We start from the raw sequence: 25,750 nt of genomic DNA on the forward strand, positions 1-25,750 counted from the left end.
CGCAGTCCGTTGAGCGTAACCCACCAACTTCGATCCGCATTTGCGGAAGCATGGTGGGTTACGGCTTCGCCTAACCCACCCTACGAGATCAGCACCTTGCCGCCTCACATCGGCGGCGTCACGCCATCCCGGCCCACATTCACCCTGTTCGCTTCCAGCGAGCCGTCCTCCTTCTTCGCCGCGCCGAAGATGATCAGCTTGGCGCCGGGCTTCACCTCCGACTTGTCGCTGGCGACGAAGGTGACGATCGGGGTGTCCGGCGGAACCACGACTTTCTTCTCGCCGTCCTTGTATTTCACCGTGATGTTCTGGCTGTCGGTGCCCTTCACCGTCTGCGCCACGGTGGCGTTGGTAATGGTCGAGTTGGCGCGGGCATCCCAGGGGCGAAAGCCTTCGGCGGCGCCACGCTGGTTCTCCGGGAAGATGTGGACCGCGATCGCCTTCTGGGTGCCGTCGGGCTCGGGCATGCCGGTGACGCCGATATAGGAGCCTTCCTTGATCTCCGACAACGAGGTCTTGATCACGGCAAAGACAGCGACGTTGTCGGTCATCTTCACCTTCACGTCGCTGCCCTCGCGGGTCTTGATGCCGAGCGTGTTGCCGTCGACGCTCTCGATGGTGCCGCGGATGCGCACCGTCGGCGCCTGCTGCGCCGAGGCGACGAACGATACGAGGGCGAGCACAGCCGCGAGCAGGCCGGATGTCATTGTCGATTTCAGCATGATCCGGTCCTCCCTCACATCGGCGGCGTCAGGCCGTCGCGACCGACGCTGACGCGGTTGGTCTCGAACGAGCCGTCCGGCAGCTGCTTCATGAAGGCGATGACTTTTGCGCCGGCCTTCAAATCGGACTTGTCGCCCGGCACGAACGTCACCACCGGCGTGTTGTCGGCGACGAAAACCTTCTTCTCGCCGTCCTTGTATTTCACCAGCAGCGTATGGCCGTCATTGCCGACCACGCTCTCCGAGACCGTGGCGTTGGTCATGCTCGAATTGGGCTTGAGATCGTAAGGCCGCGAGCCCTCGCCGGTGCCGCGCATGCTCTCTGGAAACACGTGGACCTCGACCGCATTCTGGCCGCCGTCCGGTCCGGGCACGGTGGTGGCGCCGACGAAGGAGCCGACCTTGATGTCGGCGAGTGAAATTTTTGTAATTCCTGACACACTGACGTCAGGGGCGATGCGGAGCTTAACGTCCTCGCCGCTGCGCGCCTTGACCTGCATGGTGTCGCCGCTCACGCTTTCGATGGTGCCGCGCACCCGCGTCGGCACCGGCGCCTTCTGCGCGGAGGCTGAGATGGTCGAGACGGCCACCATCGCGACGGCGATGAGCGGACGTGTGAAAGTTACGCGTTGGATAGTCATGACGGTCTCCGATTGTCCCCACGGATGGAGAACTCCGAAGACCGCCCGCTATTCTCTCAAGTCTTTGTGAGATCGGCCTCGACCAATGCGCGCAGCTCGGCCGTGACTTGCGGCCGCCGGCCGAACCACAGCTCGAAGCCGCGCACCGCCTGATGCAGCAGCATGCCGAGCCCGTCGGCGGTCTTCAGCCCGCGCGCTTTTGCGGCCGCCAGCAGGGGCGTCACCAGCGGGACATAAACGAGGTCGGCGACGACGGCTTCTTGCGGCAGGCGCAATACGTCGACATCGAGTGACGGCTGGCCGTGCATGCCGAGCGAGGTGGTGTTCACGAGAAGTTTTGCACGCGGCAGCACGTCGTTGGCCGCGTCCCACGTCACAGGATGCACGTTCGGACCGAACTCGCTTGCAAGAGCCTCGGCCCGCGCGATGGTGCGATTGGCGAGATGGATGCGCTTGATGCCGCGCTCGCGCAGGCCGAACACGACCGCGCGGGAGGAACCGCCCGCCCCCAGCACCAGCGCCTCTTCCGCCTTGTCCCAGCCGGGCGCGCTGGCGTCGAGATTGCCGATGAAGCCTTCGACATCGGTGTTGGTCGAACGCAGCTCGCCGCCTTCGAACCACAGCGTGTTCGCAGCACCGACGGCTTTCGCCCGCGCGTCGGGCGAGGATAGCGCGAGGACGGCCTCCTTGTGCGGGATGGTGACGTTGGCACCGACAAAACCGCGCAGCGACAGCCGCAGCACGAAATCGCGCAGATCCTCGGGCGGAACCGCCTCGATGACATAGCCACCTTCAATGCCGAGCGTGCGCAGCCAGTAATGATGAATCAGCGGTGAGCGCGAATGCGCAGCCGGCCATCCGATCAGGCAGGCTGCGGGAGCCTTGGTCACGGTCGTCCTTCCCCTAGGTCGTTTCCGTGACGATCCATTTCGCGTCCCGCGGGCGCTGTCAAGCGCGCGAGCGCCGCATCGCGACGCAGCAGCGGGCGCCGATCAAACCGCCCGGCGCGAGACGTGCGCGCGGTCAGCCGGCCGCAGGCTCGTCGGCCGCCCGGCTCTTGATGTCGGCGACGGCGCGCTCGAGGCTCGTGCGATAGCGCGCGCGCGGCGGCGTCACGCCATGGGTCAGCAGCGCGCGGCGGACCGCGGGCGAGGCCCCGGTGATGAACAGGCGGATGCCCTGGCGATGGGCCTTGGCGGCGACGCGGCCGAGCACGTTCGCCGCGGTGGAGTCCAGGAACGGCACCGCGGCGAAATCGACCACGAAGGCCTTGCGCTTGTCGGCGATGCCGTCGAGCACGCCGCCGATCGCCGAGGCCGCACCGAAGAAGAACGCGCCGGTGATGCGATAGACCAGCACGTCGCGGTCGATCGCGAGCCCGGGGTCATAGCGCACGCGCTCGCCATTGCCGTCGTCGGGACGGTCGGCCGCCACCAGCGGCGTGCGTTCCTCGATGCCGGTCATCTCCGCCATGCGATGGATGAACAGCACCGCGCCGAGCGCGAAGCCGACCAGGATGCCTTCGGTGAGATCGCGGAAGATCGTCAGCAGGAAGGTCGCGAGCAGCACCACGGCGTCGCCCCAGGAGGAGCGCACGAGCGTGGCGAACTCCTGCTTCTCCGCCATGGTCCAGGCGACCACCACGAGCACGGCGGCGAGCGCGGCAAGCGGGATGTAGCTGGCGAGCGGGGCTGCGATCAGCATGAACAGCAGCAGGAAGACCGAATGCAGCATGCCCGCCAGCGGCCCGCGCGCGCCGGCGCGGATGTTGGTGGCGGTGCGCGCGATCAGGCCAGTGACGCAGATGCCGCCGAACAGCGCCGAGCCGATATTGGCCGCGCCTTGCGCCACCAGCTCGCAATTGGAGCGGTGACGGCGCCCGGTCATGCCGTCGGCGACCACCGCGGACAGCAGCGATTCGATGGCGGCGAGCAGCGCAAAGGAGATGGCGTCGGGGAGCACCGCTTTCGCCTTCTCCAGCGAGAACGCGGGCAGTGCCGGCGAGGGTAATTCGCGCGGAATGCCGCCGAAGCGCGAGCCGATGGTTTCGACCGGCAGCGAGAACACCGCACATATGACGGCCGCGAACACGACTGCGATCAGGATGCCGGGCCAGGACGGCCGCCAGATCCGCAAGGCCGCGATGATGGCAATGCTGACGAGCGCCACGACAATTGCCGACGGATTGACGGTGTGCAGGCCGTTTGCGAGCGCGGCAAGCTTCGGCACGAACTCGCTGGGCTCTTTCCCCGCCAGCGTGATGCCCGAGAGGTCGCGGAGCTGGCTCACAAAAATGATCACCGCGATGCCGGCGGTGAAGCCGACCGTGACCGGATAGGGAATGAACTTGATGTAGGTGCCGACGCGCAACAGGCCCGCGGCGATCAGAAACAGGCCCGCCATCATGGTGGCGAGGATCACGCCGTCGACGCCGTGCCGCTCCGCGGTCACCGCGACCAGCACGATGAAGGCACCCGCAGGCCCGCCGATCTGGAAGCGGCTGCCGCCGAGCAGCGAGACGATGAAGCCGCCGACGACCGCGGTGTAGAGGCCGCGGTCCGGCGTCACACCCGAGGCGATCGCGATCGCCATCGACAGCGGCAATGCGACGATCGCCACCGTGAGGCCCGCGAACACGTCGGCGCGAAAGTCCACGACGCCGTAGCCTTCACGCCAGACGGTGACGAGTTTTGGCAGATAGAGTTCGGTAAAGGTCGGCCTGCGAAGCTGATGCAGTCCGCCCGCGTGATCGCCTGTGATGCTCATGTCAGCAAAATGCTCCGCCGCCCCACAATGCTCCGAAGCATCGTGCGTCCCGTGTTGCCGAGGTGCGACGATGCGCTAGCCCATCCTGATCCCGGGCACGATCAACCTTGCGATCATGCTCCGACGCGGCGCGGCGGCCCCGGCTCCTTGAGGCGCACGCCCCGCCCGCCGCTGTCGCTGCGCGCCTGCTCGCCGATCAATTCGACACCGGCCCGGTCGAACGCCTCGACAACCTTCATCAAGGTCTCGACCACGCCGCGAACATTGCCGGTCGAGGCCTCCATCCGCTGGATGGTCGGCAGCGACACGCCGGCGAGCTCGGCCAGGGTTTTCTGATCGATGCCGAGCAGCGCGCGGGCCGCCCGCATCTGGAACGAGGTGATCACCTTGGCCTCACGTGTCAGGAGTTATAAATGATATCTAGAGCATATACAATGATGTAAAATACATCATACAGGGACAGACGCAAGAGGCACCTCGCCCTGTCTCGTCCGTCATTGTGACTCTATGCTCCGTCATCCTGAGGTGCGAGCCACGGGACGCAACGCGTCCCATGGGGAGCCTCGAAGGATGGGCGGCCCCGATGCAGCCGGGCCGTGCATCCTTCGAGGCTCGCCGCGCAGTGCAAATGCACTGCGCAACTCGCACCTCAGGATGACGGAGTTACGGCTTTGCTACGTTCGCGGTGACGCGTGGAGAAGGCTACAGCCTTACTGCTCCTCTCCCCGCGAAAACGGGGAGAGGAGGGAAAGCGTGACGCGCTCCTAACAGACTCACGCCGCGTGCTGATGGGCGGCGATGATCTGGTCGGCGGCGCGGCCCGTGACTTCGGCCATGTGGTCGAACTGACGGGTGAAGCTGCCGGCGCCGGCCGTGGCCGAGCGCAGCTCGACGATGAGCTCGCCGATCTCGGCTTCCGGCATCATGGCGCGGACGCAGTCCCAGCCGCTCCAGCCGTCGCGGGTGTCGAAGCCGAGGATCTGCCCGCGCCGCGCCGACAGGATCGCGTTGATCTTGGCGGTGGCATCGGTCGGACAGACGATCTCGACCACGTGGATCGGCTCCAGCAACACCGGCTGGCATTGCGGCAGGCCTTCGTTGAGCCCGACCCGCGCTGCCGTGCGGAAGGCGAGATCGGAGCTATCGACGCTGTGATAGGATCCGTCGGTCAGCGTCACCTGCACGTCGGTGACGGGGAAGCCGAGCGGACCGCGCGTGAGCCCGTCGACGACGCCTTCCTCGACCGCCGGGATGTAGTTGCGCGGCACTGCGCCGCCGACCACCTTCTCGGCGAACTTGAAACCGTCGCCGCGCGGCAGCGGCTTGATGTCGAGCACGACATCGCCGAACTGGCCGTGGCCGCCGGACTGCTTCTTGTGCCGGCCGCGCTGGGTGATCGGCTTGCGGATGGTCTCCTGGTAGCCGATCGCGGGCGGATGCGAGGTGACCTTGACGCCGAAGCGATCGCGCAGGCGCTCGCTGGCGACGCGCAGGTGCATCTCGCCCTGGCCCCACAGCACGGTGTCGTGGGTTTTGGGATTCTGCACGATCAGGAGCGAAGGATCCTCTTCATGCAGTCGCATCAAGGCCTGGCCGAGCTTGACGTCGTCCTTGCGGTCGGTGGCCGCGACCGAGATCGCGAGCACGGCCGATGTGGGCTCCGCGGCGACCAGCGCCGCCGGCTGCATCTTGCCGCTCGAGACCATGTCGCCGGTCTTGACCGGATCGAGCTTGGCAAGCGCCACGGTGTCACCGGCTTCCGCCGAGGCACGCTTGGTGTCGTAGGCGCCGTTGACGGCGAGGATGCCGGAGATACGCCCCGCGCCGCCGGAGGAGGATTGCAGCGTGGCGCCGTCGTCGAGATGGCCGGCGACGAGCCGCGTCAACGACAGCTTTCCGCCGTGCTGCGAATGCAGCGTCTTGAAGACGTAGCCGAGCGCGTCCTTGCTCTCGGGCGCACCGAGACGTTTTGCGGTCTCGGCGACGCCGGGCGCCTCGTGGCGCAGCGCCTTCATCAGACGCAGCACGCCGTTTTCGCGCGCGGCCGCGCCCAGCAGCACCGGGCAGATCAAGCCTTCGCGCAACTCTCGTGCGAGGTCGTCGAACACGGCATCGCGGGGCGGCTGGATGTCCTCCAGCAGTTGCTCCATCAGCGCATCGTCGTGATCGGCGAGCTTCTCCAGCATCGAGAAGCGGGCTTCCTTCTCGCGGTCGAGATCGCCGCCTTCGAGCGCGACCACCTCGGAAGCCTTGTGCTCGCGATAGATGAAGGCGCGCTCCAGCGCGAGATCGACGAAGCCCTCGATCAGCTCGCCCTTCCAGATCGGGATCTGGCGCAGCACCAGCGGCACGCGGGAGGCGGGCTGCAGCATCGCGAGGGTCTCGCGGATGCGCTGATTGGCGCGATCAATCTTGTTGAGGAACAGGAAACGCGGGATCTTCAGCTCCTCCAGCTCGCGCAGGATGATCTGAAGTTGCGGCAGCTTCTTCTCGTCGGCCTCGCAGACCACGATGGCGGCATCGACCGCGGGCAGCGCGGCGCGCATGTCGTGGGCGAACTCGACGGAACCGGGACAATCCAGGAAGGTGTAGCTGTCGCCCATGAAACTCGTGGTGGCGGCAGTGAGGCCGACGGTCATCTTGTGATGGCGGGCCTCCGGGGTGGCGTCGCCGACGGAAGTTCCGGCGTCGACGCTGCCGGCGCGCGGGATTGCGCCCGTTCGCGCCAATATTGCTTCAAGAAGTGTGGTTTTACCGCTTTGGAAAGGGCCCACCAGCGCGATGCACCGTGGACCTCGGGGACTTCTGACGTCTTGTCCCATTTCGCCGCCTCCTTGGTGTGGAGCTCGGCCCATGATTGGGTCGGCAAACGCAGATGCTCTGCCCGTCCCTTAGATTTGGCAAGCGTCAAACGTCGCTGCGGTGCGTCGTCATTAGAATCGCGCCGCTTCGCGCGGCGCGATCACACGCAAAAGTGTTAACGGCCCGGGCGGAGTTCCAGGCTCTCGAGGCCGGCAGCGATGTTGAGGCCGACCTGGCCCTGCACGCTGAGCGGCTGGAGCGCGATCGAGTTGTTGGAGCCACCGACCAGCACGTTGCCCCCCAAGCCGACGCCGATCGAGGCGCTGCCCTGCGCACCGGCGTAATTGCCCGAGAGATCGCCGGGACCGAGCCGGTCGACCGGTGCGAACACGCCCCAGGCCAGCGTGGTCTCCTGGGTGATGCCGATGTCGAGGCCGACTTTCCGGATCGTCGCGACATAGCGGTCTTCGGGCAAGCCGTCGGCGCGCAGCACGCAGCCGAGATTGGTCACCGATCCCACGATGAAGCCGACGCTGGCGCCGCCGCGGCATTCGAGCACGCCGACCCGCACCATCCGCTGCTGCTGCGCGCTGCTGCTCGCGACGGAGGCAACGAGGCTGGCGGCGGCCAGCCCGGCGAAGATGAACGAACGGCGCATGAATGTCTCCGGCGATGAGTGTGATGCGAGCAGGAAGGACGCGGCACACGCCGCGCGATGGTCTATGCCACAAGTGTCTTGGCGGTGCCAGATCGCACGCGTTTAGAATCGAACTTGCGGAGAGAGGCCCCTCACCCCACCCTCTCCCCGTAAGAACGGGGCGAGGGAGTGAGAGAGCCTGCGCCCCTCACGGCAGTGTTCAACCTCTCCCCGCACTTCCGCGGGGAGAGGTCGGATCACATCGCAGATGTGATCCGGGTGAGGGGCAAGGCACACCGCCGACCAGAGCAAAAGTCCATCCGACTCCGCTTATCGAAACACAAATAAAAAGGCCCGCACGAAGCGGGCCTTTCCAATTTTCAATGTCGCGAGAAGCTTACCGCAGATTGCCGCAGAAGCGCTGGATGCGCTTGCAGGCGTCTTCGAGGTCGGAGGTCTTGGTCGCGTAGGAGATGCGGAAGGCCGGGCCGAGGCCGAAGGCCGAACCCTGCACCACGGCGACGCCCTCGGTCTCCAAGAGCTCGGTGACGAACTGCTCATCGTTCGCGATCACGTTGCCCGACGGCGCCTTCTTGCCGATCGTGCCGGCGCAGGACGGATAGACGTAGAACGCGCCTTCCGGACGCGGACACTCGATGCCGTTCGCCTGGTTGAGCATGGAGACGACGAGGTCGCGGCGCTCCTTGAACACCTTGTTGTTGGCGGGGATGAACTCCTGCGGACCGTTCAGCGCCTCCACCGAGGCCCACTGCGCGATCGAGCACGGATTCGAGGTCGACTGCGACTGAATGGTCGACATCGCCTTGATGAGCTGGGCCGGGCCGCCAGCATAGCCGATGCGCCAGCCGGTCATGCAATAGGCCTTCGAGACGCCGTTCACCGTGAGCGTGCGGTCGTAGAGGCCGGGCTCGACCTGCGCGACCGTGGTGAACTGGAAGTCGTCATAGACGAGGTGCTCGTACATGTCGTCGGTCATCACCCAGACATGCGGATGCTTGACCAGCACGTCGGTGAGCGCCTTCAGCTCGGACCTGGTGTAGGCAGCTCCCGTCGGGTTCGACGGCGAGCACAGGATCACCCATTTCGTCTTCGGCGTGATCGCGCGCTCGAGCGCCTCGGGCTGCAGCTTGAAACCGGCCGCGGCGGTGCAGACCACCGGCACCGGCTCGCCGCCGGCGAGCGCCACCATTTCAGGATAGCTGACCCAATAGGGCGCGGGGATGATCACCTCGTCGCCCGGATTGATGGTCGCCATCAGCGCGTTGTAGAGCACCTGCTTGCCGCCGGTGCCGACGATGATCTGGTTCGGCTTGTAGACGACGCCGTTCTCGCGCTGGAACTTCGCGATGATGGCTTCCTTCAGCTCGGGGATGCCGTCGACCGCGGTGTACTTGGTCTTGCCGGCCTCGATGGCATGGATCGCCGCGAGCTTGATGTTGGCGGGCGTGTCGAAGTCGGGCTCACCGGCGCCGAGGCCGATGACGTTGCGGCCCGCCGCTTTCAGCGCGCGTGCTTTATCCGTGACCGCGATGGTCGCGGACGGCTTCACACGGTCGAGCGCAGCGGCAAGGAAGGACATCGTCATCTCCTGACAAGCGTCGTGAACCCTCTGGCCTCACGACTCTGATTGTGGGAATGGCGCCACCCTAAAACGTGTGCCGCTGCACCGCAAGAAACTTCGGCCCGATCCTGCAAAAGTTTACGAATTCCAGCGCTGCGAGCCGCGATCCCCCGCAATTTTCCGTAACTTTGCCGCGCAAACCCCTCATATCCGGCAAGGCTTGTCCTCGGAGCAATTTCAGGCCGTTCGGACCGCCAAGAACCGACCACGAGGCTGACGTTTTTCGAGGACGTCCGGGAGCCTTCAGCCGAGCGTCAAAGCCGGGCTCGATCACGGCCGCTCAACGACTCACGCGATGCAGGGGCAACGCGTTCGCGCGTTGACGCAAGCGTGATCTGATTTGCAGCATCGCGTGGAAATGATCTTCCGCGGCATTGCAGTGCGGTAGGGTTTTCGAGTTTTTCTACTGGGCGGCTCTTGCGGCGGATTCGCATCGGCATCATTGTCTAGCCGCGGCGCGTGGGCAGGATGCGCCGCGCTTCCCCGTACAAGGTTCAGAACTCTCAGAATGTACAAGCTCTATTCGATGCAACGCTCGGGCAACAGCTACAAGGTCCGCCTTGCACTGGCGCTGTTGAACCTGCCCTACGAAGCGGTCGAGGTGGACATTCTGCGCGGCGAGAGCCGCACGCCGGACTTCCTCTCCAAGAATCCGTCGGGCCAGGTGCCGCTGCTCGAGGTCGGCGAGGACCGCTATCTCGCCGAGTCCAACGCCATCCTCTGGTACGTCGCCGTCGGCACGCCGCTCGCGCCGGAGAACCGCATCGACCGCGCCGAGGCGCTGCAATGGATGTTCTTCGAGCAGCACGCGCTCGAGCCGAATATCGGCGCCGCCTATTTCTGGCTGTCGCTGGTCAAGGGCGGCCGCGACCTCCAGACCCATTCGCTGGAGGACTGGATGGAGCGCGGCTATGGCGCGCTCCAGGTGATGGAGAACCACCTCAAGACCAGTTCCTATTTCGCCGCCCGCCAGCTCACGGTCGCCGACATCGCGCTCTACGGCTACACCCATCTCGCCGATCGCTGCGACTTCGACCTCTCCACCTTCCCGGCGATCCGGGACTGGCTGAAGCGGGTGGAAGCTGCGCCCGGCTTCGTTTCGATGGACTGGCGTCCGGCCGACATCGACGACCCCGCCAGCATCGCGGCGGGGGTCTGAAAACCGGTGCAGCGTTAAGAAATAGCGGGCACAGCGTTAACCTTTGCCGCAATCCCGCCATGTTTGCCGCGACGGCCGCCGCAATATTGCCGGTTGAAATGGTGAAGTTATTCGGCGTCGCGGGTGATTCGCTCGCACGTTGAAGGATTTAGACCATGATTCGGGCGTCCGGCACGGCAGGCTTTCAGGGCCAACCCGCTACCGTTTCGTCTTCCCGGCTGACCAATGCGGTCGCGGCCTCGCTTGCCGTCGCCGCGCTCTCGCTGTGCCTGATCGTCACCCTGACAGTGCTGCTGTCGACCAAGGCGACCATGGCGATGGGTCTGCCGGTCTGATCCCGTTTCATCCTGGACCTGCCTTCAAGGTGCCGCGCGCCCCGCGCTGACCGGCATCGCGACAGGACGTCGATGAAATCACCTGTGGTCGTCGTTGCAATTACCCTGACTGCGGCCATCCTGGTCGCGGCGTCGCTGTTGATTTTCACCGGCATGCGCAAGAGCTCGGGCTCCTCGACGCTGAATGCGCCAGCGTTGCAGCAGCGCGTCAAGCATTCGCATTTGGTCTAAAATCATCTGAAAGCTTGGCGCGCCGTCGCAAGCCGCCCTTAAGCACTCCGCACGATTCCCCACCGCGCCGGCGCAACAATCGGTCAGAGTTGCGGCGTTCCCTCGTTCAGGGAGGAACGAGATGCGGTTCGGATGGCGTGCGATCTCCGGTCCGATGCTGACGGTAGCGATCACGCTGCTGGCGATCCTGCTCGATCGCTCCGTTCACATTCCCTCGCCTGCACCGCTCTTCGTCTGCATCGTTGCGCTGGCCGGCGCGCTGGCTGGCTTCGCCTCTGCCATGACCAGTGCGGCCCTCGCGGTCGGCGGTGCGGCGCTGTTCTTCGCCGGCCATCGCGCCGTGCCCCTCAATGCCAGCGCGGATCTGGTCGGCCTCCTCGCGGTGACGGCCTTCGGCACCGCAGGCATCACCGGCCTGATGCGCGAGCGGCTGCTCGCCGCCTTCGCCACCGAGCGCCAGAGCCACGCCACCGCCGCGCGACTGTCGGCCGCGCTCGACCAGGTCGATATCGGCATCGTGCTGCTCGACACGGAGACGCGGGCCGAATTCATCAACCGCGCCTTCCGCGATTATTTTGCGGTGCCGGACGACATCGCCGACGGCAAGCCGCCCTTCATCGCGCTGATGTATCACAGCCGCGACACCGGCGCGTTCGAACTGCCCGAGGACGAGCTTAGCACCTTCATCGCGCAGCGCATGGAGATGGTGCGGATCGGCGATGCGACCCCGATCAACATCAAATTGCGCAATGGCGAGGTGCTGCGCTTCGTCTGCGCCGCGCTGCCCGACGGCGGGCGCATGCTGAGCTACACGCCGGTCACCGACCTCGTGCGCCACACCGATGCGCCGGCGCGTGCCGACTACTACCGCTCACTGCGCGATCCCCAGAATCGCAAGCTGATCCGGTATCTGCGCGTCGCGGAGTGACGCGACTGGCGATTGATCGAAGCGCCCTTCATCACGTATGAAGGACGCTTCATCGATCGCGGAATTCTCAGATGTCGCTCACCATTCGCTCCGTCACGAGGCAGGACTACGATCAGTGGCTGCCGCTGTGGGACGGCTACAACGCTTTCTACGGCCGCTCGGGCCCGACCGCGCTTGCGCCCGAGATCACGAAGATGACGTGGCAGCGCTTCTTCGATGCCTATGAGCCGGTGCATGCGCTGGTCGCCGAGAGCGACGGCAAGCTGCTCGGGCTGACGCACTATCTGTTTCATCGCAGCACCACCGCGATCGAGCCGTCCTGCTATCTGCAGGACCTGTTCACGCTCGAGGCGGCGCGCGGCAAGGGCGTCGCGTCTGCGTTGATCTATGGCGTGTATGAGCGGGCGAAGCTGGCGGGATCGCCGCGGGTCTACTGGCAGACCCACGAGACCAACGTCACGGCGCAGAGCCTGTACGACAAGGTCGCGGAGCGCTCCGGCTTCATCGTCTATCGCAAGCTGTTCTGATCCCCGCGCACAGCCTGTGGATAACTTGGCCTGTCACCGGCGCGTAACATAGCGGGACTAGGGTGCACCTGCGTCTGATCAGGCCCCCCGTCACCGATCAAGCGCCCCAAAGCGGTCCCCGTCAGTCGCCGCGTCTGACAGGGGCCGCATTTTTTTGTCCGCGCTGCCGGCATGGCAGCAGCGCGGCGGGCAGCTTGCTGCTGCGGCGCATGGTGGTCAGAATGCCCGCCGCTCATCTCCGACAGGATCTTTCATGGAAATTCGCAATCTCGGCCCCTCCGGCCTTCGCGTGTCCGCGGTCGGGCTCGGCTGCAACAATTTCGGCCAGCGCACCGACCTCGAGACCTCGCGCAAGGTCATCCATCGCGCGCTCGACCTCGGCATCACGCTGTTCGACACCGCCGACATCTATTCGAACATGGGCGGCTCGGAGACCGTGCTCGGCACCGTGCTGGGCGATCGCCGCAAGGACATCGTGCTGGCGACGAAATACGCCAAGCCCATGGCCGAGGACGGCACCAAGCAGGGCGCCTCGCGCCGCTACATCATGGAGGCCGTGGAAGCGAGCCTGAAGCGGCTGAAGACCGATTACATCGATCTCTACCAGCAGCACGACTACGACCCGCTGACGCCGATCGAGGAGAGCCTGCGCGCGCTCGACGATCTCGTGCGGCAGGGCAAGGTCCGCTACATCGGCAATTCGAACTTCCCGGCCTGGCGCATCGCGGAGGCGGAGTACGTCGCACGCGCGATGAACGTCAGCCGCTTCGTCTCCTGCCAGGACGAATACTCACTCGTCGTGCGCGACATCGAGAAGGACCTGCTGCCGGCAGCAGCGGAATACAAGCTCGGCCTGTTGCCGTTCTTCCCGCTCGCAAGCGGCCTCCTGACCGGCAAGTACAGGAAGGGCGAGGCCGCGCCCGGCGACACCCGCTTCGGCAAGGTGCCGCGGCTGCGCGACCGCTACGTCACGCCGCGCAACGAGGACATCGTCGAGAAGCTCCAGGCCTTTGCGAAAGCGCGCGGGCATTCGATGCTGGAGCTCGCCTTCTCCTGGCTCGCGGCACGCCCGCAAGTCTCGAGCGTGATCGCCGGTGCGACCCGCGTCGAGCAGATCGAGGAGAACGTCAAGGCGATCGCCTGGAAGCTCAGCACGGAGGAGATGGCCGAGATCGACAGGATCACGCTGGGCTGATTTTTGCGACGACTGACCTTTGCGGCGTGGCGCTACTTCGCGCCGCCCCCCACCGTCTGCATCACCTCAAAACCCTCGAACTGGGGATGGCCGAGATAAAGCGGCTTGTTGTCGCCAGCTTTGTGATGCGCGGCCCGGAAAGCCTCCGACTTGGTCCAGGCCTCGAACGCGGCATGGTTCGCCCACACCGTGTGCGAGGCGTAGAGCGTGTGGTCCTCAAGCTCGGGGCCACGCAGCAGATGGAATTCGACGAAGCCCGGCACCTTGTCCAGATGCGTGTCGCGGGTGAGCCAGACCTGCTCGAAGGCGGATTCCGAGCCCTTGGCGACGCGGAAGCGGTTCATGGCGATGTACATGCGGTGGTCTCCTGATGTTTCGCCGATCATGTCGTCATTTCGGGATGCGCCGCAAGGCGCGGGCCCGGAATGACGGCGTTTGAGGGTTAGGTAACCAGCCCCTTCATCGCCCTTGCGCTTGCGCTGTCCGGAAACACCGTCTCCGCCAGCACGCGATCCGACAGGCCGAACTGGTCCTGCAGCACGCCCTTGATCACCGCGCGCAAATCCGTGGTGGGCCTGAGGTCGCGGGCCTCGTACAAGTTCGCGAGCTTCAGGCCCGGCCAATCCGAGATGACGCGGCCGCCTTTCACGGCGCCGCCGGCGAGCAGCGCGATGGTGCCGGTGCCGTGATCGGTGCCGTCGGTGCCGTTGATGCGCGCGGTGCGGCCGAACTCGGTGGCGACGACGACGACGGTGTCGCGCCAGCGCTCGCCGAGGCCGCTCTCGAATTCGGCGAGCGCACCGTCGAGACCGCCGAGCAGGAAGGCGAGACGCCCGACCGGTCCGCCCTCATTGGCATGCGTATCCCAACCGTCGAAGGCGAGCGCGGCGATGCGCGGACCGTCGTCGGCCGCCATCAGCTTGGCCGCGCCGCGCGCCACCTGGCGCATCTGCGCGACCTGATTGCCGCCCTTCGGCTTCATGTCGTCGCCGCTTGCGACCTTGTCGAGCTGAAGGCCTTGCGACAGCGCCGCGGCCAGCGCGGGATCGCGGTGGCGGTAGAGATCGACGAGCCGCATCGCGGTGTCGTCGTCGGCCTGCGGCAGCGCGACCGGCGCCCAGCCGACCGTCGGCGCATTGCCGCGCAGCACCAGCGGCGTGGTCGGACCGACCGCAAGCCCGCTCGACACGCGCTCGCCGCGCGGCAGCGCTTCGAGCGCGCGATTGAGCCAGCCGGACTGCACGCGGCCCGGACCGGCATAGCCGCTTTCGAGCACATCCTGGCCATCGAAATGCGAGCGGTCGCGATAGGGCGTCGCCACCGCGTGGATCACGGCGGCATGCCGGTCGCGATACATGCGCGCGAACTCCGGCATCGCCGGATGCAGCGCGAAGAACGAGTCGAGCATGATCGCGGGATGCGCGCCATCCGCCGTGAGCGCGATCGAGCCGTGCAGTCCGGCGTAATCGGGGTCGCCGAGTGGGGCGACGGTCGAGAGCCCGTCGAGCGCGCCGCGCAGGATCACGACGACCAATCTGGGATCGCGCCCGCCGGCCGCGCGCGCGAATTTCGGCAGGTAAGCCCACGCCGCGAAGGAGGCGCCGCCGAGCAACAGGCCGCGGCGCGAGGTGAGGAGCCGGTTCTCGACGCAGTCGATCATCATCATCATCTCCTCTGCATTTCCGGCGACATCAGCAAGAGCGCCAGCGCCTGCTGGCGCGACTCCGCACGCTCGATGGTGCGGCGCGTTTCGATCGAGGCCGCATCGGCCGCGGCGAATTCGAGCAGGTCGAGCGGATCGATGTTGTTGCCGAGCCTCGCACCCATTTGCGCCGCGATGTCGAGCCTGAGCTTCATGCCTTCGGGCGCGGCCCAGGCGGCGCTGGTGTCGGGAAAACCGTTGGGCCCTGCCGGTGACCACAGCGGTTGTCCCAGCAGGTTGAGATTGCTCAGATACGCGCCGGGATCCTCGGGCACCCGCGCAAGCAGCCGGCCGCTCGCGACCAGGAAATCGTAAGGGCTGCGCATCTTGGTCAGCGGCGCCTTCCAGGCCTCGTCGGAATCGACCAGCGCCGTCGCAAGCGCCTTGAGATCGCCGTCGGTCCTGACGAAGACATCGCGCAGCCGCGCCACGAGCGCCGGCGGCGGATCGTCGGCGACGAAGTGACGGACGAATTTGGTCGCAATGAAATTCGCGGTCGAGGGATGGCGCGCGATGTCGGCGAGCGCCGCCTCGCCCTGCGCAAGGCCGGTCGGCTCATAGGTCTTGCCGAGCAGCATTTGCGGCCCGGGCTGATGCGCATTGGTGTTGAACACGAACGCGCCGGGTGTACCGAGCTGGCCCTGCCGTCCGGCAAAAGTCCAGCCGGTGATGATCCGCGCGAGCGAGGTGACGTCCTCCTGCGTGTACCCGCCGCCGACGCCGAGCGTGTGCAGCTCCATGATCTCGCGCGCGAGATTTTCGTTCAGCCCGCGCTTTCGGTTTTGCCCGGCGCGCGAGTCCGGTCCAAGCGATTGCTGGTTGTCGAGGAAGAACAGCATGGCCGGATGCTGCTCGGCCGCTTTCAGCATGTCGGCGAAGCGCCCGAGCACGTGCGGCCTGACCGCCTCGCGCTCGAACGCGCCGGCCCAGATCCGCGCCAGCTCGCCCTTGCTCGCGGAAATGCAGAAATGGTTGGACCAGAACACGACGAGACGCTCGGTGAAGCCGCACTCGACCAGCGTCGCGCGCTGCAGGCGCGCCAGCGCCTCGGCGCGAAAGGTTTTCTGGATCACGTTGAGCGGCGGCGGCGCGGGCTTTGCGGCAGGCGGCGTCGCCATGTTGGGCTGCATGGTCTCGGGCTTGGCCGGCGCATCGGCCGGCTTCGCGTCGGCCATCTGGCCGGCGATCTCGGTCGCGGCCGTGTTCAGCGAGAGATTGCGGCGCAAAGCGGGCTTCTGATCGGCGGGCGCCTGCGGCGGCGTCTCCGCGGGCGCAGCGGCCTTGGCAGATTCCTTGGCAGCCTCGCGCGCCTGCTTGACCTGGTCCTGATAGGCAAACACCGCCTGGCCGAGTTGCGGCGTCGATTGCAGGCCCGGCGCCTCCAGCAGCACGCCATTGGGACGGGCCAGTTCCGCCTTCACAAAGCCTCTGGGATCGGAGGCCGCGTTGATGAGATCGCCGAACGCCCCGCCGCGGGCGCCGAAGCCGAAGCGATTGAGCGCAACGAGGGCGGCTTGCGAATCGCGGGCCATCGATTTGTCCTTCGCGGATTGCCAGCCGCTTTCCTGATCGTTGCGCGGCGCATAATATAGCGCAGCGACAGATGAACCCGACATGAAAATGACGGCGAAGCTTCGGCGTAAATCATGACAAATCCGAAAGACATGCCGTCAGCGCCGGCACTTCCGCGCCGCCTCATTTGCTCCCACTGCGGCACCGAATTCGGCTGCGATCTGTCGGGCAATTGCTGGTGCGCGGAGGAAACGGCGCGGCTGCCGATGCCGGTCAAGGGCGAGGATTGCCTGTGCCGGGAGTGTCTGCGCAAGGCGGCGGAGGCAGCGAAATAGTCGACGTCGACCGTTGCGCGTCAGGCGCCTGACGACGGGGGCAGCCAACCGATCACGCAAGCATCGCGTGAAAGCAAGATCAGATGGATCTTCTTAGAGCTCCATTTACCTTCGCGCGGCGGAACCCGTAAAATACCACATCTCTTAACCAGACACGGATAGGTTGCGCATCGTCAATTCGAGTACGCGCATGAGTCGCTTCATTCTCCTGACCTGCATGGCCTTCGTTTCCGCCTTCGTCGGGATCTCCTGGGCATTGCGCGGATTTCCCACCTATTCCTTTTCGTCGATCGGCGAGCTGAGGCCGACTCTCACCACAACATTCGGCGACGAAAGCTCCAAGGCCCGTGACCGCAAGATGTGGGAAGCGCAGCACACCGCGATGAGCGACAAGAATCCGAAGCTCGACGCGCTGCGCATGGACGCGTTGCAGGCCGGCACTGCCTACGCCATGTCGCCTTGCGATGGCACGATGAAAGCGAATCTCATCGCAGCCACGTCGGCCTATGCGCGCGGCTACGCCGAGATCTACGACTGCCCGAACCCGGCCATGGGAATGTTCTGCAGCGAGAAGAAGCGCGACCAAGCCAACGCGGCATATTCGACGCCGCTCGACGTGCGCGTCAAGGCCGCGCTCGCGGAGGCCTTCGAACAGAAGGGCGTTGTCAAAGAGGATTTCCCCGAGGACATCCGTCTTGCGGTTCTGGCGTTCGCGGGTCCAGGCCTGTGGTCCGATCCATCACCGGTGTGCCTGCCGCGGCAACGCGCGACGGCGAGCGGCAAATGAGCCGCATCTGGTTTGTCGTCTGGGCAATCGTCATCTGGCAGATCGCGGCCTGGGCGTTCGCGCCCGAGCCAAAGACCCGGCCACTGGCCCGGATCGACGGCCCGGGATACGGCACCAACGAAAAATATTCGGTGGACGGCAGAGTGAGACAGCGTGAGAGCGCCATCGCCACGCTGGAACGGCCTTATGGCGCCCGCTGCACAGGCGAGGGCCGAAAGCAGTTCATCAGCGGTCTCGACGAATACTACTATCAGCGCCAGAACCAGATGGAGCGCTATCCCGAGACGTTCGGCAAGCCCGGTGCCGACTACATCGCGACACAATGGTCGACGGGTGAGGACAGGCGCATCGAGCGCCTGACTCAGGAAGCCTATGCGCAAGGCTATTTCACGCTCGCTGACTTGAACAGCGTCGCACGCAAGATGGTCGAAACCCTCGTCAGGAACGAGCGAGTCACGGCAAAAGCCTGCGGATGACGAAAGTCGCGCGCAGGCTCACACGCGATGCCCCGGCGATTTGCGCGCCATGCCGTCGAACGCATCGAGCAGCTTCTCGCGCCAGGCATAGACCGGATCGTCCGTCTCCAGCAGCTTGAACGGGCTCACCACGCGCGCCCACTGGAAACCGCCGAACACGATGTAGTCGGCATAGTTCGGTGCCTGCCCGCCGAGAAACGGCTGTGTCTTGAACGTCTGGCGCATGATCTCCAGCGATTTGCGGAATGCGACGATGCCGGTGTCGCGGCTCGCCTGGACCTCTTCGAGTCTCTTGCCGAACCGCGCCTCGCGCGACTTTCGGAAATAGGCGGCGTCGACCTCGCCGAGGTTGTTCGGGATATCGGCGACAACAAGCGGAGAGAGACCGCCGACGATGGCGATGTCGCCCCACGCATTGATCATGCGCGCCATGGCGCGGCCGCCCTCGCCGCCGAACAGCGACGGGCGATCCGGGAAATTGTCCTCGAGATAATTCGCAATCGTCCAGGAATCCACCACCGGCTTGTCGTGATGCAGCAGCACCGGGACCCTCTCCGAGCCGTGCGGCGCAATCTCGCTCTTCTCGGTGAAGCGCCAGGGCAGCGTCTCCGCCGACAGGCCCTTATGCGCCAGCGCCATCCGCGTGCGCCAGCAATACGGGCTGAAGGGGCGCGCGGCGTCGGTGCCGACGAGCTCGAAGAGTTTGAGTGACATGGTTGGTCCCGTTGCTACGATTGGCGAACAGTGTGGTCCGGAAGGCAAGGATGCAGTTGCATAAATTTCGTAACATCCTACCGGGCTGTCAATCAACGAGCGCGCTCTGTCGGGCAAAACTGATGGCGCGGATGTGCCGCGGCTTGTTGAGCCGCTTCCGGATCGGACCTAAAATCGGGCATTTCAGACATCGGGAGGCACTGCAATGACCAGGCCCCTTCCACGACGCGATTTCCTTCTGGGCTCGGCAGCGCTCGCCGGAGCTGCGGCTGCCAATGCCTTCGCCTGTGTCGAGATCGCGAGCGCCGCGCCGATCGCCGTCCCGACAGTCGACAAGCTTTCGATCCGCGTGCTCGTGGATTCGAGTTTCGACATGTTCTTCCGCCCCAAGCAAATCAACGGCGTCTCCATTGCGCCGGCCGCGCGCGGCGGTGATTTCCGCAAATCGCTGCACAATGAATGGGGCCTGTCGCTCTGGCTGGAATCCGAAGGCGGCGGCAATCAGCGCACGCTGATGCTGGATTACGGCTACACGCCCGAAGCGCTGCTCAACAACATGGCGCTGATCGGCGTCGATCCGGCCAAGCTCAACGCGCTCATCGTCAGCCACGGCCATTACGATCATTTCGGCGGCCTGAACGGCTTCCTCGACAAGTTCCGGGACAAGCTGCCCGCCGACCTCAAGCTCTATGCGGGCGGCGAGGACAATTTCTGCCATCGCGTCAATCCGACGCCGACGCAGGGGCAGTTCGCCGATTTCGGCACCCTCGACCGCCGGCAGCTTGCGGCGCAGAAAGTGACGACCGTGCTGTGCGAAACGCCGACCGTGATTGCGGACCATGCTTTCACCACCGGCAAGATCACCCGCCGCAGCGGCGAACGCGTGCTGCCAAACACCCTCGTCGAGTTCGGAATCAAGGACGGGCTGGGCTGCAATGTCGGCCACTATCTGCCCGCCGAGATGGAGGGCAAGATCGTGCCGGACGAGCACATCCACGAGCACGCCACCTGCTTCAACGTGCGGGATCTCGGTCTCGTCGTGATCTCGTCCTGCGGCCATGTCGGCATCGTCAATTCGGTGAAGCAGGCGCAGGAGGTGTCGGGCATCCAGAAGGTGCACGCCATCGTCGGCGGCTTCCATCTCGGCCCGGCGCCGAAGGACTACCTCACGCAGGTCGTGAGCGAGATCAAGGCGCTCAATCCTGACGTCGTGGTGCCCATGCATTGCAGCGGGCTCAACTTCGCACAGGAAGCCAATGCCCAGATGGAGGGCAAGGTGGTGGTGACGACAACGGGCAGCCGCCTCACCTTCGGGCTGTGATGCGAGGCGCCGGCGCCTGGCTGTGCGTGATGCTGGCGCTCGCCTGCGCGGGAGCGGCGCAGGCGCGCTCGGCCGCCGAGACCATGGACATCCTGATGTGGAATCGGGAGCCGGTCGGAGGACCGTTCGAGCTGATCGACCAGACCGGCAAGCCGCGCAGCGACCGCGATTTCCGCGGACGGCTGATGCTGGTCTATTTCGGCTTCACCTATTGCCCCGACGTCTGCCCGACCGATTTGATGGCGATCGGACAGGCGCTCGAGCAGCTCGGGCCGGATGCCGATGCGGTCCAGCCGGTCTTCATCACGCTCGACCCCGAGCGCGACACGGCCGAACATCTTGCCGAATATGTGCCGCTGTTTCATCCGCGGCTGCTCGGGCTGACCGGCAGCCTCGCCGCGATCGGGACCGCGGCAGAGGCCTACAAGGTCTACTTTGCCAAGATCCCGATCGGCAAGGAGGGCGGCGACTACACGGTCGACCACACCTCCTTCATCTACCTCATGGACCGCGACGGAAAATATCTCGGCTTCTTTCCGCCGGGCACCTCGGCCGAGCGCATGGTCGAGATCATCCGGCCACGGCTTGCGGCGCCTTCGCGGTAGCACTCCGGCGGAAGCAAACTAGAAGAGACGTGCTCACCGCCCGTTGGTGCGCAGCAGCCGCTCGCCGCCCTCCGTCACCGCGATGACGAGCCCCACACCGGGCAACGTCTCGCGCGCGACATAGCCGCGCTCGGCGGCGTCCTCCCAGATCGTGAGGCGCGGGCACGAGGTCTTCCAGGTCGAAATCACCTCGGCATAGGCGCGCGGCTCGCGCGCGACCCATTCGACGAAATCCAGCACCAGCGGATCGGCGGTCTCGCTCATTGCAAACCTCCCTTGTCGAAGGCGGCCAGCACAGGGGTGCGAACCAGCAGCCAGGCGCCATAGGCGATGTAATAGCAGGCGATGGTGGTGATCAGCTTATTCGACCAGGCGATGAATTGCTGGTCGGTCATGGCTTCGAGGATGCGCCGCGCCAGCGTGGTGCCGAGCATCGAGGCTGCGATCGCGACGCCGGCAAGCACGGGATCGAGGCTCGCGGCCTGGTCGATGACGCCGCCGAAATAGATCAGCTTGGTGAAATGGCTGACGAGCTGGCACATCGCCTTCGTCGCCACCTTCTCGCGCCGGCCGAAATCGCCGCCGAGGAAGAAGGTGTCGAGCAGCGGACCCGACACGCCGGTCATCAGCATCAGGCCCATGCAGATCGTGCCATAGACCGTGCCCTGCCAGAGCCTATCAGGGTCCGGCTTGACGTTCGACGGCAGCAGCCGTGCCATGAACGGTGTGACGCCGAGCAGCAGCAGCGCTGTCGGCTTGTCCGGCACGTAGCGGGTGAGCGACCAGGCGGCGAGCGCGATGGCAGCGCCGACCATATAGTTCGCCACCGGCCGCCAGCGGATATGCGCCCGCCACAAAAACGCGCGCCAGCCGTTCGAGGCCATCTGCGTGATCGCATGCAGCACCATCGCGGTCGGCAGCGGCATCAGGGCCAGCAGCACGCCGATCAGGATCAGCCCGCCCGCCATGCCGAACAGCCCCGACAGGAACGCGGTGGCGACCATCAGCAATCCGAGGGCAGCGATCATGATGGGCGTCACGGGGGTCTCCGATGGTGGCAAGTATGGGACGCAAGCTGTTCGCACTCCCTCGCCCCGCTTGCGGGGAGAGGCGAAGGCGCCTCGCGGTAAATCAACCTGGAATTACTCTCATTCTTGTGCCTCGCTTGCCCCTTCTCCGCAAACTGAGTTATCTTGCCCTGGCATCAGCTTTCCTGAGGGTCGGGCATTTGCGGCGGCTGCTGTTTCTCAACGGCATCAAGGCATTCGAGGCGGCGGCGCGGACCGGCAGCTTTGCTGCGGCCGGGCTCGAGCTGAGCGTGTCGGCGGCCGCCGTCAGCCGCATGGTGCATCTCCTGGAAGAACGGCTCGGCGTCGCGCTGTTCGAGCGCAAGGCCAACCGTCTGGTGCTGACCCAGGCCGGCCGCGCCTATCAGAGCGGGCTGACCCCGATCTTCGATGCGCTGGCGAGCCTCACCGCGCAGGTGACGGCGCCCTCCAGCGTGCGCGTGCTCACCATCGGCGTCGGCCACACCTTTGCGATGCGCTGGCTGATCCCGCGGCTGTCGGAGTTTCGCAGCGAGGAGCCCGACATCGAGGTGCGCTTCACCACTGGCGGCGCGCTGGTGCCGTTCGGCGAGGACTGGAATTGCGGCATCAAGCTCGGCACCGGCGATTGGCCCGGCCTCGTCGCCGAGCCCCTGTTCGCCGGCGACCTCACGCCGGTCTGCGTGCCGCGCCTCGCCGCCTCATTGAAGCGCCCGGCCGATTTGAAGGGACCGAGCCTGATCCGCGTCGCGCACTCGCCCGAGGACTGGCCGATCTGGCTGAAGGCCGCCGGCCTTGCGCGCATCAACGCGCGCGGGCCGGAGTTCCAGTTCTACGGCCAGGCGCTGCAGGCTGCGGCCGACGGGCTCGGCATCGCCATGGGCATCCGGCCCTATATCGACGACGATCTCGCCGCGGGACGGCTGGTTGCGCCGTTCGACCTCTCGGTCCCGAAGGGCATGCGCTGGTACCTGCTCTATCGCAGCTTCCAGACCGAGCAACGCGACTTCGCCGCGTTCCGCCGCTGGATCATGCGCGCGGCATCGGAGCCCGCGGCCCGCCCCGTGCGGCGCGCCGGCCGCAGTCCCGCGCGGAACTGAGGCCGCTCAGGCAAAAAAGCCGGGCATCTTGTGAACGGCTTCACATCCACAAATCCGCAAACGTGGTCCCCTCACCCTCCAACTAGACACTTACGAACCACTCTTGGGGACTAGCAATGACGACCCTCTACGACGGCTTTGACATCGAATCCTTCGAAGCTGGCAAGGGGCTGTGGCACGCCCGCATCCGGCGCGCCGATTTCAGCCCGGTTGCCATCGACGGCGTGCTGTTTCCGGCCATGGAAGTCGGCTTCGCCTGGCCCGATCCCGACGCCGCGATCGCCGACGCCAAGCACCACATCGATCGCTTCCGCCGGCGTGCCGACCGCGACGACGAATAGGCCTTTCAGCACAGCGCGGCGCGCAACGAGGAACCGGTGATGTCGTATATCGAGATCGAAGAGACCCAGCCGCTGGCCCGATCCTACGCCCGATCGGTGCTGTCGAAATGCCCGGACTGCGGTGGCGATCTCACGGTTCTGCGCGTGATCGGCGGCCGCGCCGGATGCGAATACTGGACCATGCGCTGCACCGATTGCGGCGGCATCCATCTCGACGTCCTGAAGCCGCGCGGTGCGACCGAGGACGACGAAGGACCGCTGCCGGCGGCGTGACGTCCGCCGAAGAGCGCGACTGTCAGGCCTCGTGCGGAGCGGCTGTGGTGTCCTGACATTCCGTCCGGCAAGGGGCTGGCAGGTCTGCAACCGCCAACAAGTCGCACGACCTCTGATTGCAATCGGCCACACACTGTGGCAGTTTGGTCGAGGGGAGCGCCGGGCTGATGACGACGGTCGGCAAATTTCTGGCATTCTGCTTGATCGCCTGGTTCGGCGCGATGCTGCTGCTCGTGCTCATCCGCGTGCTGCTCGACAGGGGCGCATCGCGCGGCCTGCTCGTCAGCGACGGGCACAGAGATAGATCCAAAAGGCAGCCCAGGGACGAACGCGTCAATCCCGAACGGGTGATGGCAGCCGCCATCGTCCCGGCCGTCCTCGCCGCCTACACGATCCACGCGCTCAACACCGGGATCGTCACGACGGAGACGGGGGCAATGTCGATGCCCGATCTGCCGGAGAATCTTCTGACGCTCCTGACCGGCGGCAACGGGCTCTATCTGGCCGGCAAGATCGCGCGAAGGAGTTAGCGAAGCTACATTTTTTCAAACGGGATATTTTCATGACTGCACAATGGATTTCATGGTGGGGCTTCGTCGTCATTTCGATCATTCTGCTCGGATTTGCCGCGCTGGTTCTCTGGAAACTGTACCGAGACTCCGACGCGCTGACCGGACTGCTGTCCGAGCCGCAGGCGCCCAACGACCCATCGCCGCCGAAAGCCAGCCTCTCCCGCTTCCAGTTCCTGATCTTCACGTTCGTTATCGCGGGGCTCTATCTTCTGCTGTGCATCGAGGCCGGAACGCTGATCGAGATTCCCGGCAACGTGCTGGCGCTGCTCGGCATCAGCGGCGGCACCTATGTCGTGTCGAAAACCGTGAGCTCGTCGGAGCGCCGGGAAGAGCAGGCGACGGCCGCCGCCGCAGGCAAACCGTCCAGGACAGGCCGCAAGACCCCGCCGCCGGGCCCGAATGCTTGAGCCCGGAGGCCCACCATGTCCAAACTCTCGCGTCTGTGCGGTCTCATCTGCCTGGGACTGAGCCTGTGCCAGCCGGCCCGGGCCGACGTCTGCGAACCATCCCCCGCCGAGCCCGTGAACGATCCGGACAGCTGCCGCGCGCTCTGGGAAAAGATCGGCCTGCCGACCGGCGGTGACGATCTCGACGCCACCCCCGTCTGTCACACGCGCTACGTTCTCCTGCACAACAACGAGGCCAAGACGCCGTTCTGGGTGATCGAGCCGCTGAACAAGAAGCAGGTCAGCGGCAAGTTCAAGCGACCGGAGAGCAAGAAGTTCAAATCGGAGGGCGGCGTCTGCGACGAGGCGCAGGCCAAGGACGGAGACTACACCGGTAGCAAGCTCGACCGCGGCCACCAGGCCGCTTCCGCCGACTTCAGCTCCAACGGCGAATGGATGGACGAGAGCTTCGTTCTGTCCAATGCCGTGCCGCAGCAGGGCCTTGGATTCAACCGCGGCATCTGGAAGGAATTCGAGCTGCTGGTCCGCAACCTCACGAAGGATCGCGGCGAGCTCTACGTCATCACCGGGCCGATCTATGCCGACGACGAAGACAGCCTTCCCGAGGTCAACAAGAAGAACAATGCATGCAAGATCGAGATCAAGTTCGAAGCGCCGAAGCGGCCTGCGATCTGCGGTGCGAAGAAGAAGTGCGACGCCGGCGTCGCGGTTCCCATTGCGCTGTTCAAGATCCTCTATGACCCCATCAACAAGCGCGCCAACGCCTATGTCATGCCGAACATCGACCACCGGAAGTTCGAGGACAAGGATGCACTCGAATATCTCAAGGGCTTTCGAACCACGGTGAAGGTGGTCGAGCGTCTCACCGGATTCCAGTTCCTGCCGGACATCCCGGGACGAAGGGCTCAGGTCGAGGAATGTGTCGCGACCATGCTCCATTGAGATCGCTCGCTCCGCCTTGCTGACATCTGTTG

At 65.5% G+C, this 25,750-nt stretch carries 31 protein-coding genes; 17 read left to right on the forward strand and 14 right to left on the reverse strand.

The features are described from left to right. Window positions 1-104: 104 nt before the first annotated feature. The 8 genes from JQ603_RS19320 to JQ603_RS19355 all read right to left on the reverse strand — a co-directional run bounded on the left by JQ603_RS19320 (window position 105) and on the right by JQ603_RS19355 (window position 9,168). Window positions 105-722, reverse strand: a complete 618-nt coding sequence (locus tag JQ603_RS19320) for a hypothetical protein (protein WP_212341748.1) — start codon at window positions 720-722, stop codon at window positions 105-107. Between the two features lie 14 nt (window positions 723-736). Beyond that, window positions 737-1,363: a hypothetical protein gene (locus JQ603_RS19325; RefSeq protein ID WP_212341749.1), complete on the reverse strand. Its 627-nt coding sequence runs from the start codon at window positions 1,361-1,363 to the stop codon at window positions 737-739. A gap of 56 nt (window positions 1,364-1,419) precedes the next feature. Next, the gene (locus tag JQ603_RS19330) at window positions 1,420-2,253 is read right to left on the reverse strand and encodes a shikimate dehydrogenase (RefSeq protein WP_212341750.1); all 834 of its coding nucleotides are present in this window, start codon (window positions 2,251-2,253) and stop codon (window positions 1,420-1,422) included. Between the two features lie 133 nt (window positions 2,254-2,386). Further along, window positions 2,387-4,129, reverse strand: a complete 1,743-nt coding sequence (locus JQ603_RS19335) for a SulP family inorganic anion transporter (protein ID WP_212341751.1) — start codon at window positions 4,127-4,129, stop codon at window positions 2,387-2,389. 113 nt (window positions 4,130-4,242) lie between these two features. Next, a complete protein-coding gene (locus JQ603_RS19340) occupies window positions 4,243-4,515 on the reverse strand; it encodes a helix-turn-helix domain-containing protein (RefSeq protein ID WP_212030178.1) in 273 nt (90 codons plus the stop codon). A 387-nt stretch (window positions 4,516-4,902) separates the two neighbouring features. Then, window positions 4,903-6,951: an elongation factor G gene (locus tag JQ603_RS19345; RefSeq protein ID WP_212341752.1), complete on the reverse strand. Its 2,049-nt coding sequence runs from the start codon at window positions 6,949-6,951 to the stop codon at window positions 4,903-4,905. Between the two features lie 155 nt (window positions 6,952-7,106). Then, window positions 7,107-7,589, reverse strand: coding sequence for a DUF992 domain-containing protein (locus tag JQ603_RS19350; protein ID WP_212341753.1), 483 nt, complete (start codon window positions 7,587-7,589; stop codon window positions 7,107-7,109). A 376-nt stretch (window positions 7,590-7,965) separates the two neighbouring features. After that, window positions 7,966-9,168, reverse strand: coding sequence for a pyridoxal phosphate-dependent aminotransferase (locus JQ603_RS19355; protein WP_212341755.1), 1,203 nt, complete (start codon window positions 9,166-9,168; stop codon window positions 7,966-7,968). A 550-nt stretch (window positions 9,169-9,718) separates the two neighbouring features. Between JQ603_RS19355 and JQ603_RS19360 the strand changes: the two genes are divergently transcribed. The 6 genes from JQ603_RS19360 (at window position 9,719) to JQ603_RS19385 (ending at window position 13,585) form a co-directional block, all read left to right on the forward strand. Continuing rightward, window positions 9,719-10,369: a glutathione S-transferase family protein gene (locus JQ603_RS19360; RefSeq protein ID WP_212341756.1), complete on the forward strand. Its 651-nt coding sequence runs from the start codon at window positions 9,719-9,721 to the stop codon at window positions 10,367-10,369. Window positions 10,370-10,524: 155 nt separating this feature from the next. Beyond that, complete coding sequence (locus JQ603_RS19365) at window positions 10,525-10,704, forward strand: hypothetical protein (protein WP_212341757.1); 180 nt, start codon at window positions 10,525-10,527, stop codon at window positions 10,702-10,704. Window positions 10,705-10,776: 72 nt separating this feature from the next. Next, on the forward strand, window positions 10,777-10,935 hold the full coding sequence (locus tag JQ603_RS19370) for a hypothetical protein (protein ID WP_212341758.1): 159 nt from the start codon (window positions 10,777-10,779) through the stop codon (window positions 10,933-10,935). 121 nt (window positions 10,936-11,056) lie between these two features. After that, complete coding sequence (locus JQ603_RS19375; RefSeq protein ID WP_212341759.1) at window positions 11,057-11,863, forward strand: PAS-domain containing protein; 807 nt, start codon at window positions 11,057-11,059, stop codon at window positions 11,861-11,863. A 71-nt stretch (window positions 11,864-11,934) separates the two neighbouring features. Beyond that, on the forward strand, window positions 11,935-12,390 hold the full coding sequence (locus tag JQ603_RS19380; protein ID WP_212341760.1) for a GNAT family N-acetyltransferase: 456 nt from the start codon (window positions 11,935-11,937) through the stop codon (window positions 12,388-12,390). A gap of 253 nt (window positions 12,391-12,643) precedes the next feature. Further along, window positions 12,644-13,585 carry an aldo/keto reductase gene (locus JQ603_RS19385; RefSeq protein ID WP_212341761.1) on the forward strand — a complete coding sequence of 314 codons (942 nt, stop codon included), beginning with the start codon at window positions 12,644-12,646 and terminating at the stop codon, window positions 13,583-13,585. Between the two features lie 32 nt (window positions 13,586-13,617). Here JQ603_RS19385 and JQ603_RS19390 read toward each other — a convergent pair whose 3' ends face one another. The 3 genes from JQ603_RS19390 to JQ603_RS19400 all read right to left on the reverse strand — a co-directional run bounded on the left by JQ603_RS19390 (window position 13,618) and on the right by JQ603_RS19400 (window position 16,819). Continuing rightward, a complete protein-coding gene (locus JQ603_RS19390) occupies window positions 13,618-13,941 on the reverse strand; it encodes an antibiotic biosynthesis monooxygenase family protein (protein WP_212341762.1) in 324 nt (107 codons plus the stop codon). Between the two features lie 86 nt (window positions 13,942-14,027). After that, window positions 14,028-15,245 carry a DUF1501 domain-containing protein gene (locus JQ603_RS19395; protein ID WP_212342439.1) on the reverse strand — a complete coding sequence of 406 codons (1,218 nt, stop codon included), beginning with the start codon at window positions 15,243-15,245 and terminating at the stop codon, window positions 14,028-14,030. Between the two features lie 5 nt (window positions 15,246-15,250). Beyond that, window positions 15,251-16,819 (reverse strand): DUF1800 domain-containing protein, encoded by a 1,569-nt coding sequence (locus JQ603_RS19400; RefSeq protein ID WP_212341764.1) that lies wholly within the window; start codon window positions 16,817-16,819, stop codon window positions 15,251-15,253. Window positions 16,820-16,933: 114 nt separating this feature from the next. Between JQ603_RS19400 and JQ603_RS19405 the strand changes: the two genes are divergently transcribed. From JQ603_RS19405 to JQ603_RS19415, 3 genes are all read left to right on the forward strand, one after another. Further along, window positions 16,934-17,134 (forward strand): hypothetical protein, encoded by a 201-nt coding sequence (locus JQ603_RS19405; protein WP_212341765.1) that lies wholly within the window; start codon window positions 16,934-16,936, stop codon window positions 17,132-17,134. Window positions 17,135-17,324: 190 nt separating this feature from the next. Next, on the forward strand, window positions 17,325-17,921 hold the full coding sequence (locus tag JQ603_RS19410; RefSeq protein ID WP_245003727.1) for a hypothetical protein: 597 nt from the start codon (window positions 17,325-17,327) through the stop codon (window positions 17,919-17,921). Continuing rightward, window positions 17,918-18,397 (forward strand): hypothetical protein, encoded by a 480-nt coding sequence (locus tag JQ603_RS19415; protein WP_212341767.1) that lies wholly within the window; start codon window positions 17,918-17,920, stop codon window positions 18,395-18,397. Before JQ603_RS19410 ends, JQ603_RS19415 begins: the two co-directional genes overlap by 4 nt. Window positions 18,398-18,415: 18 nt before the next feature. On the opposite strand, the gene JQ603_RS19420 is transcribed toward JQ603_RS19415, so the two are convergent. Beyond that, window positions 18,416-19,111 carry a glutathione S-transferase family protein gene (locus tag JQ603_RS19420; protein WP_212341768.1) on the reverse strand — a complete coding sequence of 232 codons (696 nt, stop codon included), beginning with the start codon at window positions 19,109-19,111 and terminating at the stop codon, window positions 18,416-18,418. A 205-nt stretch (window positions 19,112-19,316) separates the two neighbouring features. On the opposite strand from JQ603_RS19420, the gene JQ603_RS19425 reads away from it, so the two are divergent. Further along, window positions 19,317-20,432 carry an MBL fold metallo-hydrolase gene (locus JQ603_RS19425; protein WP_212341769.1) on the forward strand — a complete coding sequence of 372 codons (1,116 nt, stop codon included), beginning with the start codon at window positions 19,317-19,319 and terminating at the stop codon, window positions 20,430-20,432. Next, complete coding sequence (locus tag JQ603_RS19430; RefSeq protein WP_212341770.1) at window positions 20,432-21,037, forward strand: SCO family protein; 606 nt, start codon at window positions 20,432-20,434, stop codon at window positions 21,035-21,037. Before JQ603_RS19425 ends, JQ603_RS19430 begins: the two co-directional genes overlap by 1 nt. Before the next feature lie 33 nt (window positions 21,038-21,070). Here the strand turns inward: JQ603_RS19430 and JQ603_RS19435 are convergent, their stop codons facing one another. Together JQ603_RS19435 and JQ603_RS19440 are read right to left on the reverse strand one after the other, a co-directional pair. Continuing rightward, window positions 21,071-21,301 (reverse strand): hypothetical protein, encoded by a 231-nt coding sequence (locus JQ603_RS19435; RefSeq protein ID WP_212341771.1) that lies wholly within the window; start codon window positions 21,299-21,301, stop codon window positions 21,071-21,073. Then, the gene (locus JQ603_RS19440) at window positions 21,298-22,077 is read right to left on the reverse strand and encodes a TSUP family transporter (RefSeq protein ID WP_212341773.1); all 780 of its coding nucleotides are present in this window, start codon (window positions 22,075-22,077) and stop codon (window positions 21,298-21,300) included. Before JQ603_RS19440 ends, JQ603_RS19435 begins: the two co-directional genes overlap by 4 nt. A 188-nt stretch (window positions 22,078-22,265) precedes the next feature. Here JQ603_RS19440 and JQ603_RS19445 point away from each other — a divergent pair, with 188 nt between their 5' ends. The 6 genes from JQ603_RS19445 to JQ603_RS19470 all read left to right on the forward strand — a co-directional run bounded on the left by JQ603_RS19445 (window position 22,266) and on the right by JQ603_RS19470 (window position 25,718). Then, the gene (locus tag JQ603_RS19445) at window positions 22,266-23,183 is read left to right on the forward strand and encodes a LysR substrate-binding domain-containing protein (protein WP_212341775.1); all 918 of its coding nucleotides are present in this window, start codon (window positions 22,266-22,268) and stop codon (window positions 23,181-23,183) included. Window positions 23,184-23,299: 116 nt separating this feature from the next. Then, window positions 23,300-23,524 carry a hypothetical protein gene (locus JQ603_RS19450; protein WP_080134746.1) on the forward strand — a complete coding sequence of 75 codons (225 nt, stop codon included), beginning with the start codon at window positions 23,300-23,302 and terminating at the stop codon, window positions 23,522-23,524. A gap of 39 nt (window positions 23,525-23,563) precedes the next feature. Next, complete coding sequence (locus JQ603_RS19455; protein WP_212341777.1) at window positions 23,564-23,797, forward strand: hypothetical protein; 234 nt, start codon at window positions 23,564-23,566, stop codon at window positions 23,795-23,797. Window positions 23,798-23,964: 167 nt separating this feature from the next. After that, window positions 23,965-24,327, forward strand: a complete 363-nt coding sequence (locus tag JQ603_RS19460) for a hypothetical protein (RefSeq protein ID WP_212341779.1) — start codon at window positions 23,965-23,967, stop codon at window positions 24,325-24,327. Window positions 24,328-24,359: 32 nt separating this feature from the next. Next, a complete protein-coding gene (locus tag JQ603_RS19465) occupies window positions 24,360-24,776 on the forward strand; it encodes a hypothetical protein (protein ID WP_212341781.1) in 417 nt (138 codons plus the stop codon). A 15-nt stretch (window positions 24,777-24,791) separates the two neighbouring features. Continuing rightward, window positions 24,792-25,718 carry a DNA/RNA non-specific endonuclease gene (locus JQ603_RS19470; RefSeq protein WP_212341782.1) on the forward strand — a complete coding sequence of 309 codons (927 nt, stop codon included), beginning with the start codon at window positions 24,792-24,794 and terminating at the stop codon, window positions 25,716-25,718. Window positions 25,719-25,750 lie beyond the last annotated feature (32 nt).

This window comes from Bradyrhizobium liaoningense (genome assembly GCF_018130825.1).
Taxonomy (GTDB): Bacteria; Pseudomonadota; Alphaproteobacteria; order Rhizobiales; family Xanthobacteraceae; genus Bradyrhizobium; species Bradyrhizobium liaoningense_B.

Excerpts from the sequence above, each read along its gene's own strand:
- JQ603_RS19350 (WP_212341753.1), bottom strand. The coding sequence starts at position 7,589 with ATGCGCCGTTCGTTCATCTTCGCCGGGCTGGCCGCCGCCAGCCTCGTT.
- JQ603_RS19380 (WP_212341760.1), top strand. The coding sequence starts at position 11,935 with ATGTCGCTCACCATTCGCTCCGTCACGAGGCAGGACTACGATCAGTGG.
- JQ603_RS19430 (WP_212341770.1), top strand. The coding sequence starts at position 20,432 with ATGCGAGGCGCCGGCGCCTGGCTGTGCGTGATGCTGGCGCTCGCCTGC.
- JQ603_RS19455 (WP_212341777.1), top strand. The coding sequence starts at position 23,564 with ATGTCGTATATCGAGATCGAAGAGACCCAGCCGCTGGCCCGATCCTAC.
- JQ603_RS19370 (WP_212341758.1), top strand. The coding sequence starts at position 10,777 with ATGAAATCACCTGTGGTCGTCGTTGCAATTACCCTGACTGCGGCCATC.
- JQ603_RS19460 (WP_212341779.1), top strand. The coding sequence starts at position 23,965 with ATGACGACGGTCGGCAAATTTCTGGCATTCTGCTTGATCGCCTGGTTC.
- JQ603_RS19365 (WP_212341757.1), top strand. The coding sequence starts at position 10,525 with ATGATTCGGGCGTCCGGCACGGCAGGCTTTCAGGGCCAACCCGCTACC.
- JQ603_RS19395 (WP_212342439.1), bottom strand. The coding sequence starts at position 15,245 with ATGATCGACTGCGTCGAGAACCGGCTCCTCACCTCGCGCCGCGGCCTG.
- JQ603_RS19400 (WP_212341764.1), bottom strand. The coding sequence starts at position 16,819 with ATGGCCCGCGATTCGCAAGCCGCCCTCGTTGCGCTCAATCGCTTCGGC.
- JQ603_RS19465 (WP_212341781.1), top strand. The coding sequence starts at position 24,360 with ATGACTGCACAATGGATTTCATGGTGGGGCTTCGTCGTCATTTCGATC.
- JQ603_RS19405 (WP_212341765.1), top strand. The coding sequence starts at position 16,934 with ATGACAAATCCGAAAGACATGCCGTCAGCGCCGGCACTTCCGCGCCGC.
- JQ603_RS19355 (WP_212341755.1), bottom strand. The coding sequence starts at position 9,168 with ATGTCCTTCCTTGCCGCTGCGCTCGACCGTGTGAAGCCGTCCGCGACC.
- JQ603_RS19435 (WP_212341771.1), bottom strand. The coding sequence starts at position 21,301 with ATGAGCGAGACCGCCGATCCGCTGGTGCTGGATTTCGTCGAATGGGTC.
- JQ603_RS19375 (WP_212341759.1), top strand. The coding sequence starts at position 11,057 with ATGCGGTTCGGATGGCGTGCGATCTCCGGTCCGATGCTGACGGTAGCG.
- JQ603_RS19385 (WP_212341761.1), top strand. The coding sequence starts at position 12,644 with ATGGAAATTCGCAATCTCGGCCCCTCCGGCCTTCGCGTGTCCGCGGTC.
- JQ603_RS19450 (WP_080134746.1), top strand. The coding sequence starts at position 23,300 with ATGACGACCCTCTACGACGGCTTTGACATCGAATCCTTCGAAGCTGGC.
- JQ603_RS19390 (WP_212341762.1), bottom strand. The coding sequence starts at position 13,941 with ATGTACATCGCCATGAACCGCTTCCGCGTCGCCAAGGGCTCGGAATCC.
- JQ603_RS19415 (WP_212341767.1), top strand. The coding sequence starts at position 17,918 with ATGAGCCGCATCTGGTTTGTCGTCTGGGCAATCGTCATCTGGCAGATC.
- JQ603_RS19345 (WP_212341752.1), bottom strand. The coding sequence starts at position 6,951 with ATGGGACAAGACGTCAGAAGTCCCCGAGGTCCACGGTGCATCGCGCTG.
- JQ603_RS19360 (WP_212341756.1), top strand. The coding sequence starts at position 9,719 with ATGTACAAGCTCTATTCGATGCAACGCTCGGGCAACAGCTACAAGGTC.
- JQ603_RS19325 (WP_212341749.1), bottom strand. The coding sequence starts at position 1,363 with ATGACTATCCAACGCGTAACTTTCACACGTCCGCTCATCGCCGTCGCG.
- JQ603_RS19335 (WP_212341751.1), bottom strand. The coding sequence starts at position 4,129 with ATGAGCATCACAGGCGATCACGCGGGCGGACTGCATCAGCTTCGCAGG.
- JQ603_RS19410 (WP_245003727.1), top strand. The coding sequence starts at position 17,325 with ATGAGTCGCTTCATTCTCCTGACCTGCATGGCCTTCGTTTCCGCCTTC.
- JQ603_RS19470 (WP_212341782.1), top strand. The coding sequence starts at position 24,792 with ATGTCCAAACTCTCGCGTCTGTGCGGTCTCATCTGCCTGGGACTGAGC.
- JQ603_RS19425 (WP_212341769.1), top strand. The coding sequence starts at position 19,317 with ATGACCAGGCCCCTTCCACGACGCGATTTCCTTCTGGGCTCGGCAGCG.
- JQ603_RS19320 (WP_212341748.1), bottom strand. The coding sequence starts at position 722 with ATGCTGAAATCGACAATGACATCCGGCCTGCTCGCGGCTGTGCTCGCC.
- JQ603_RS19420 (WP_212341768.1), bottom strand. The coding sequence starts at position 19,111 with ATGTCACTCAAACTCTTCGAGCTCGTCGGCACCGACGCCGCGCGCCCC.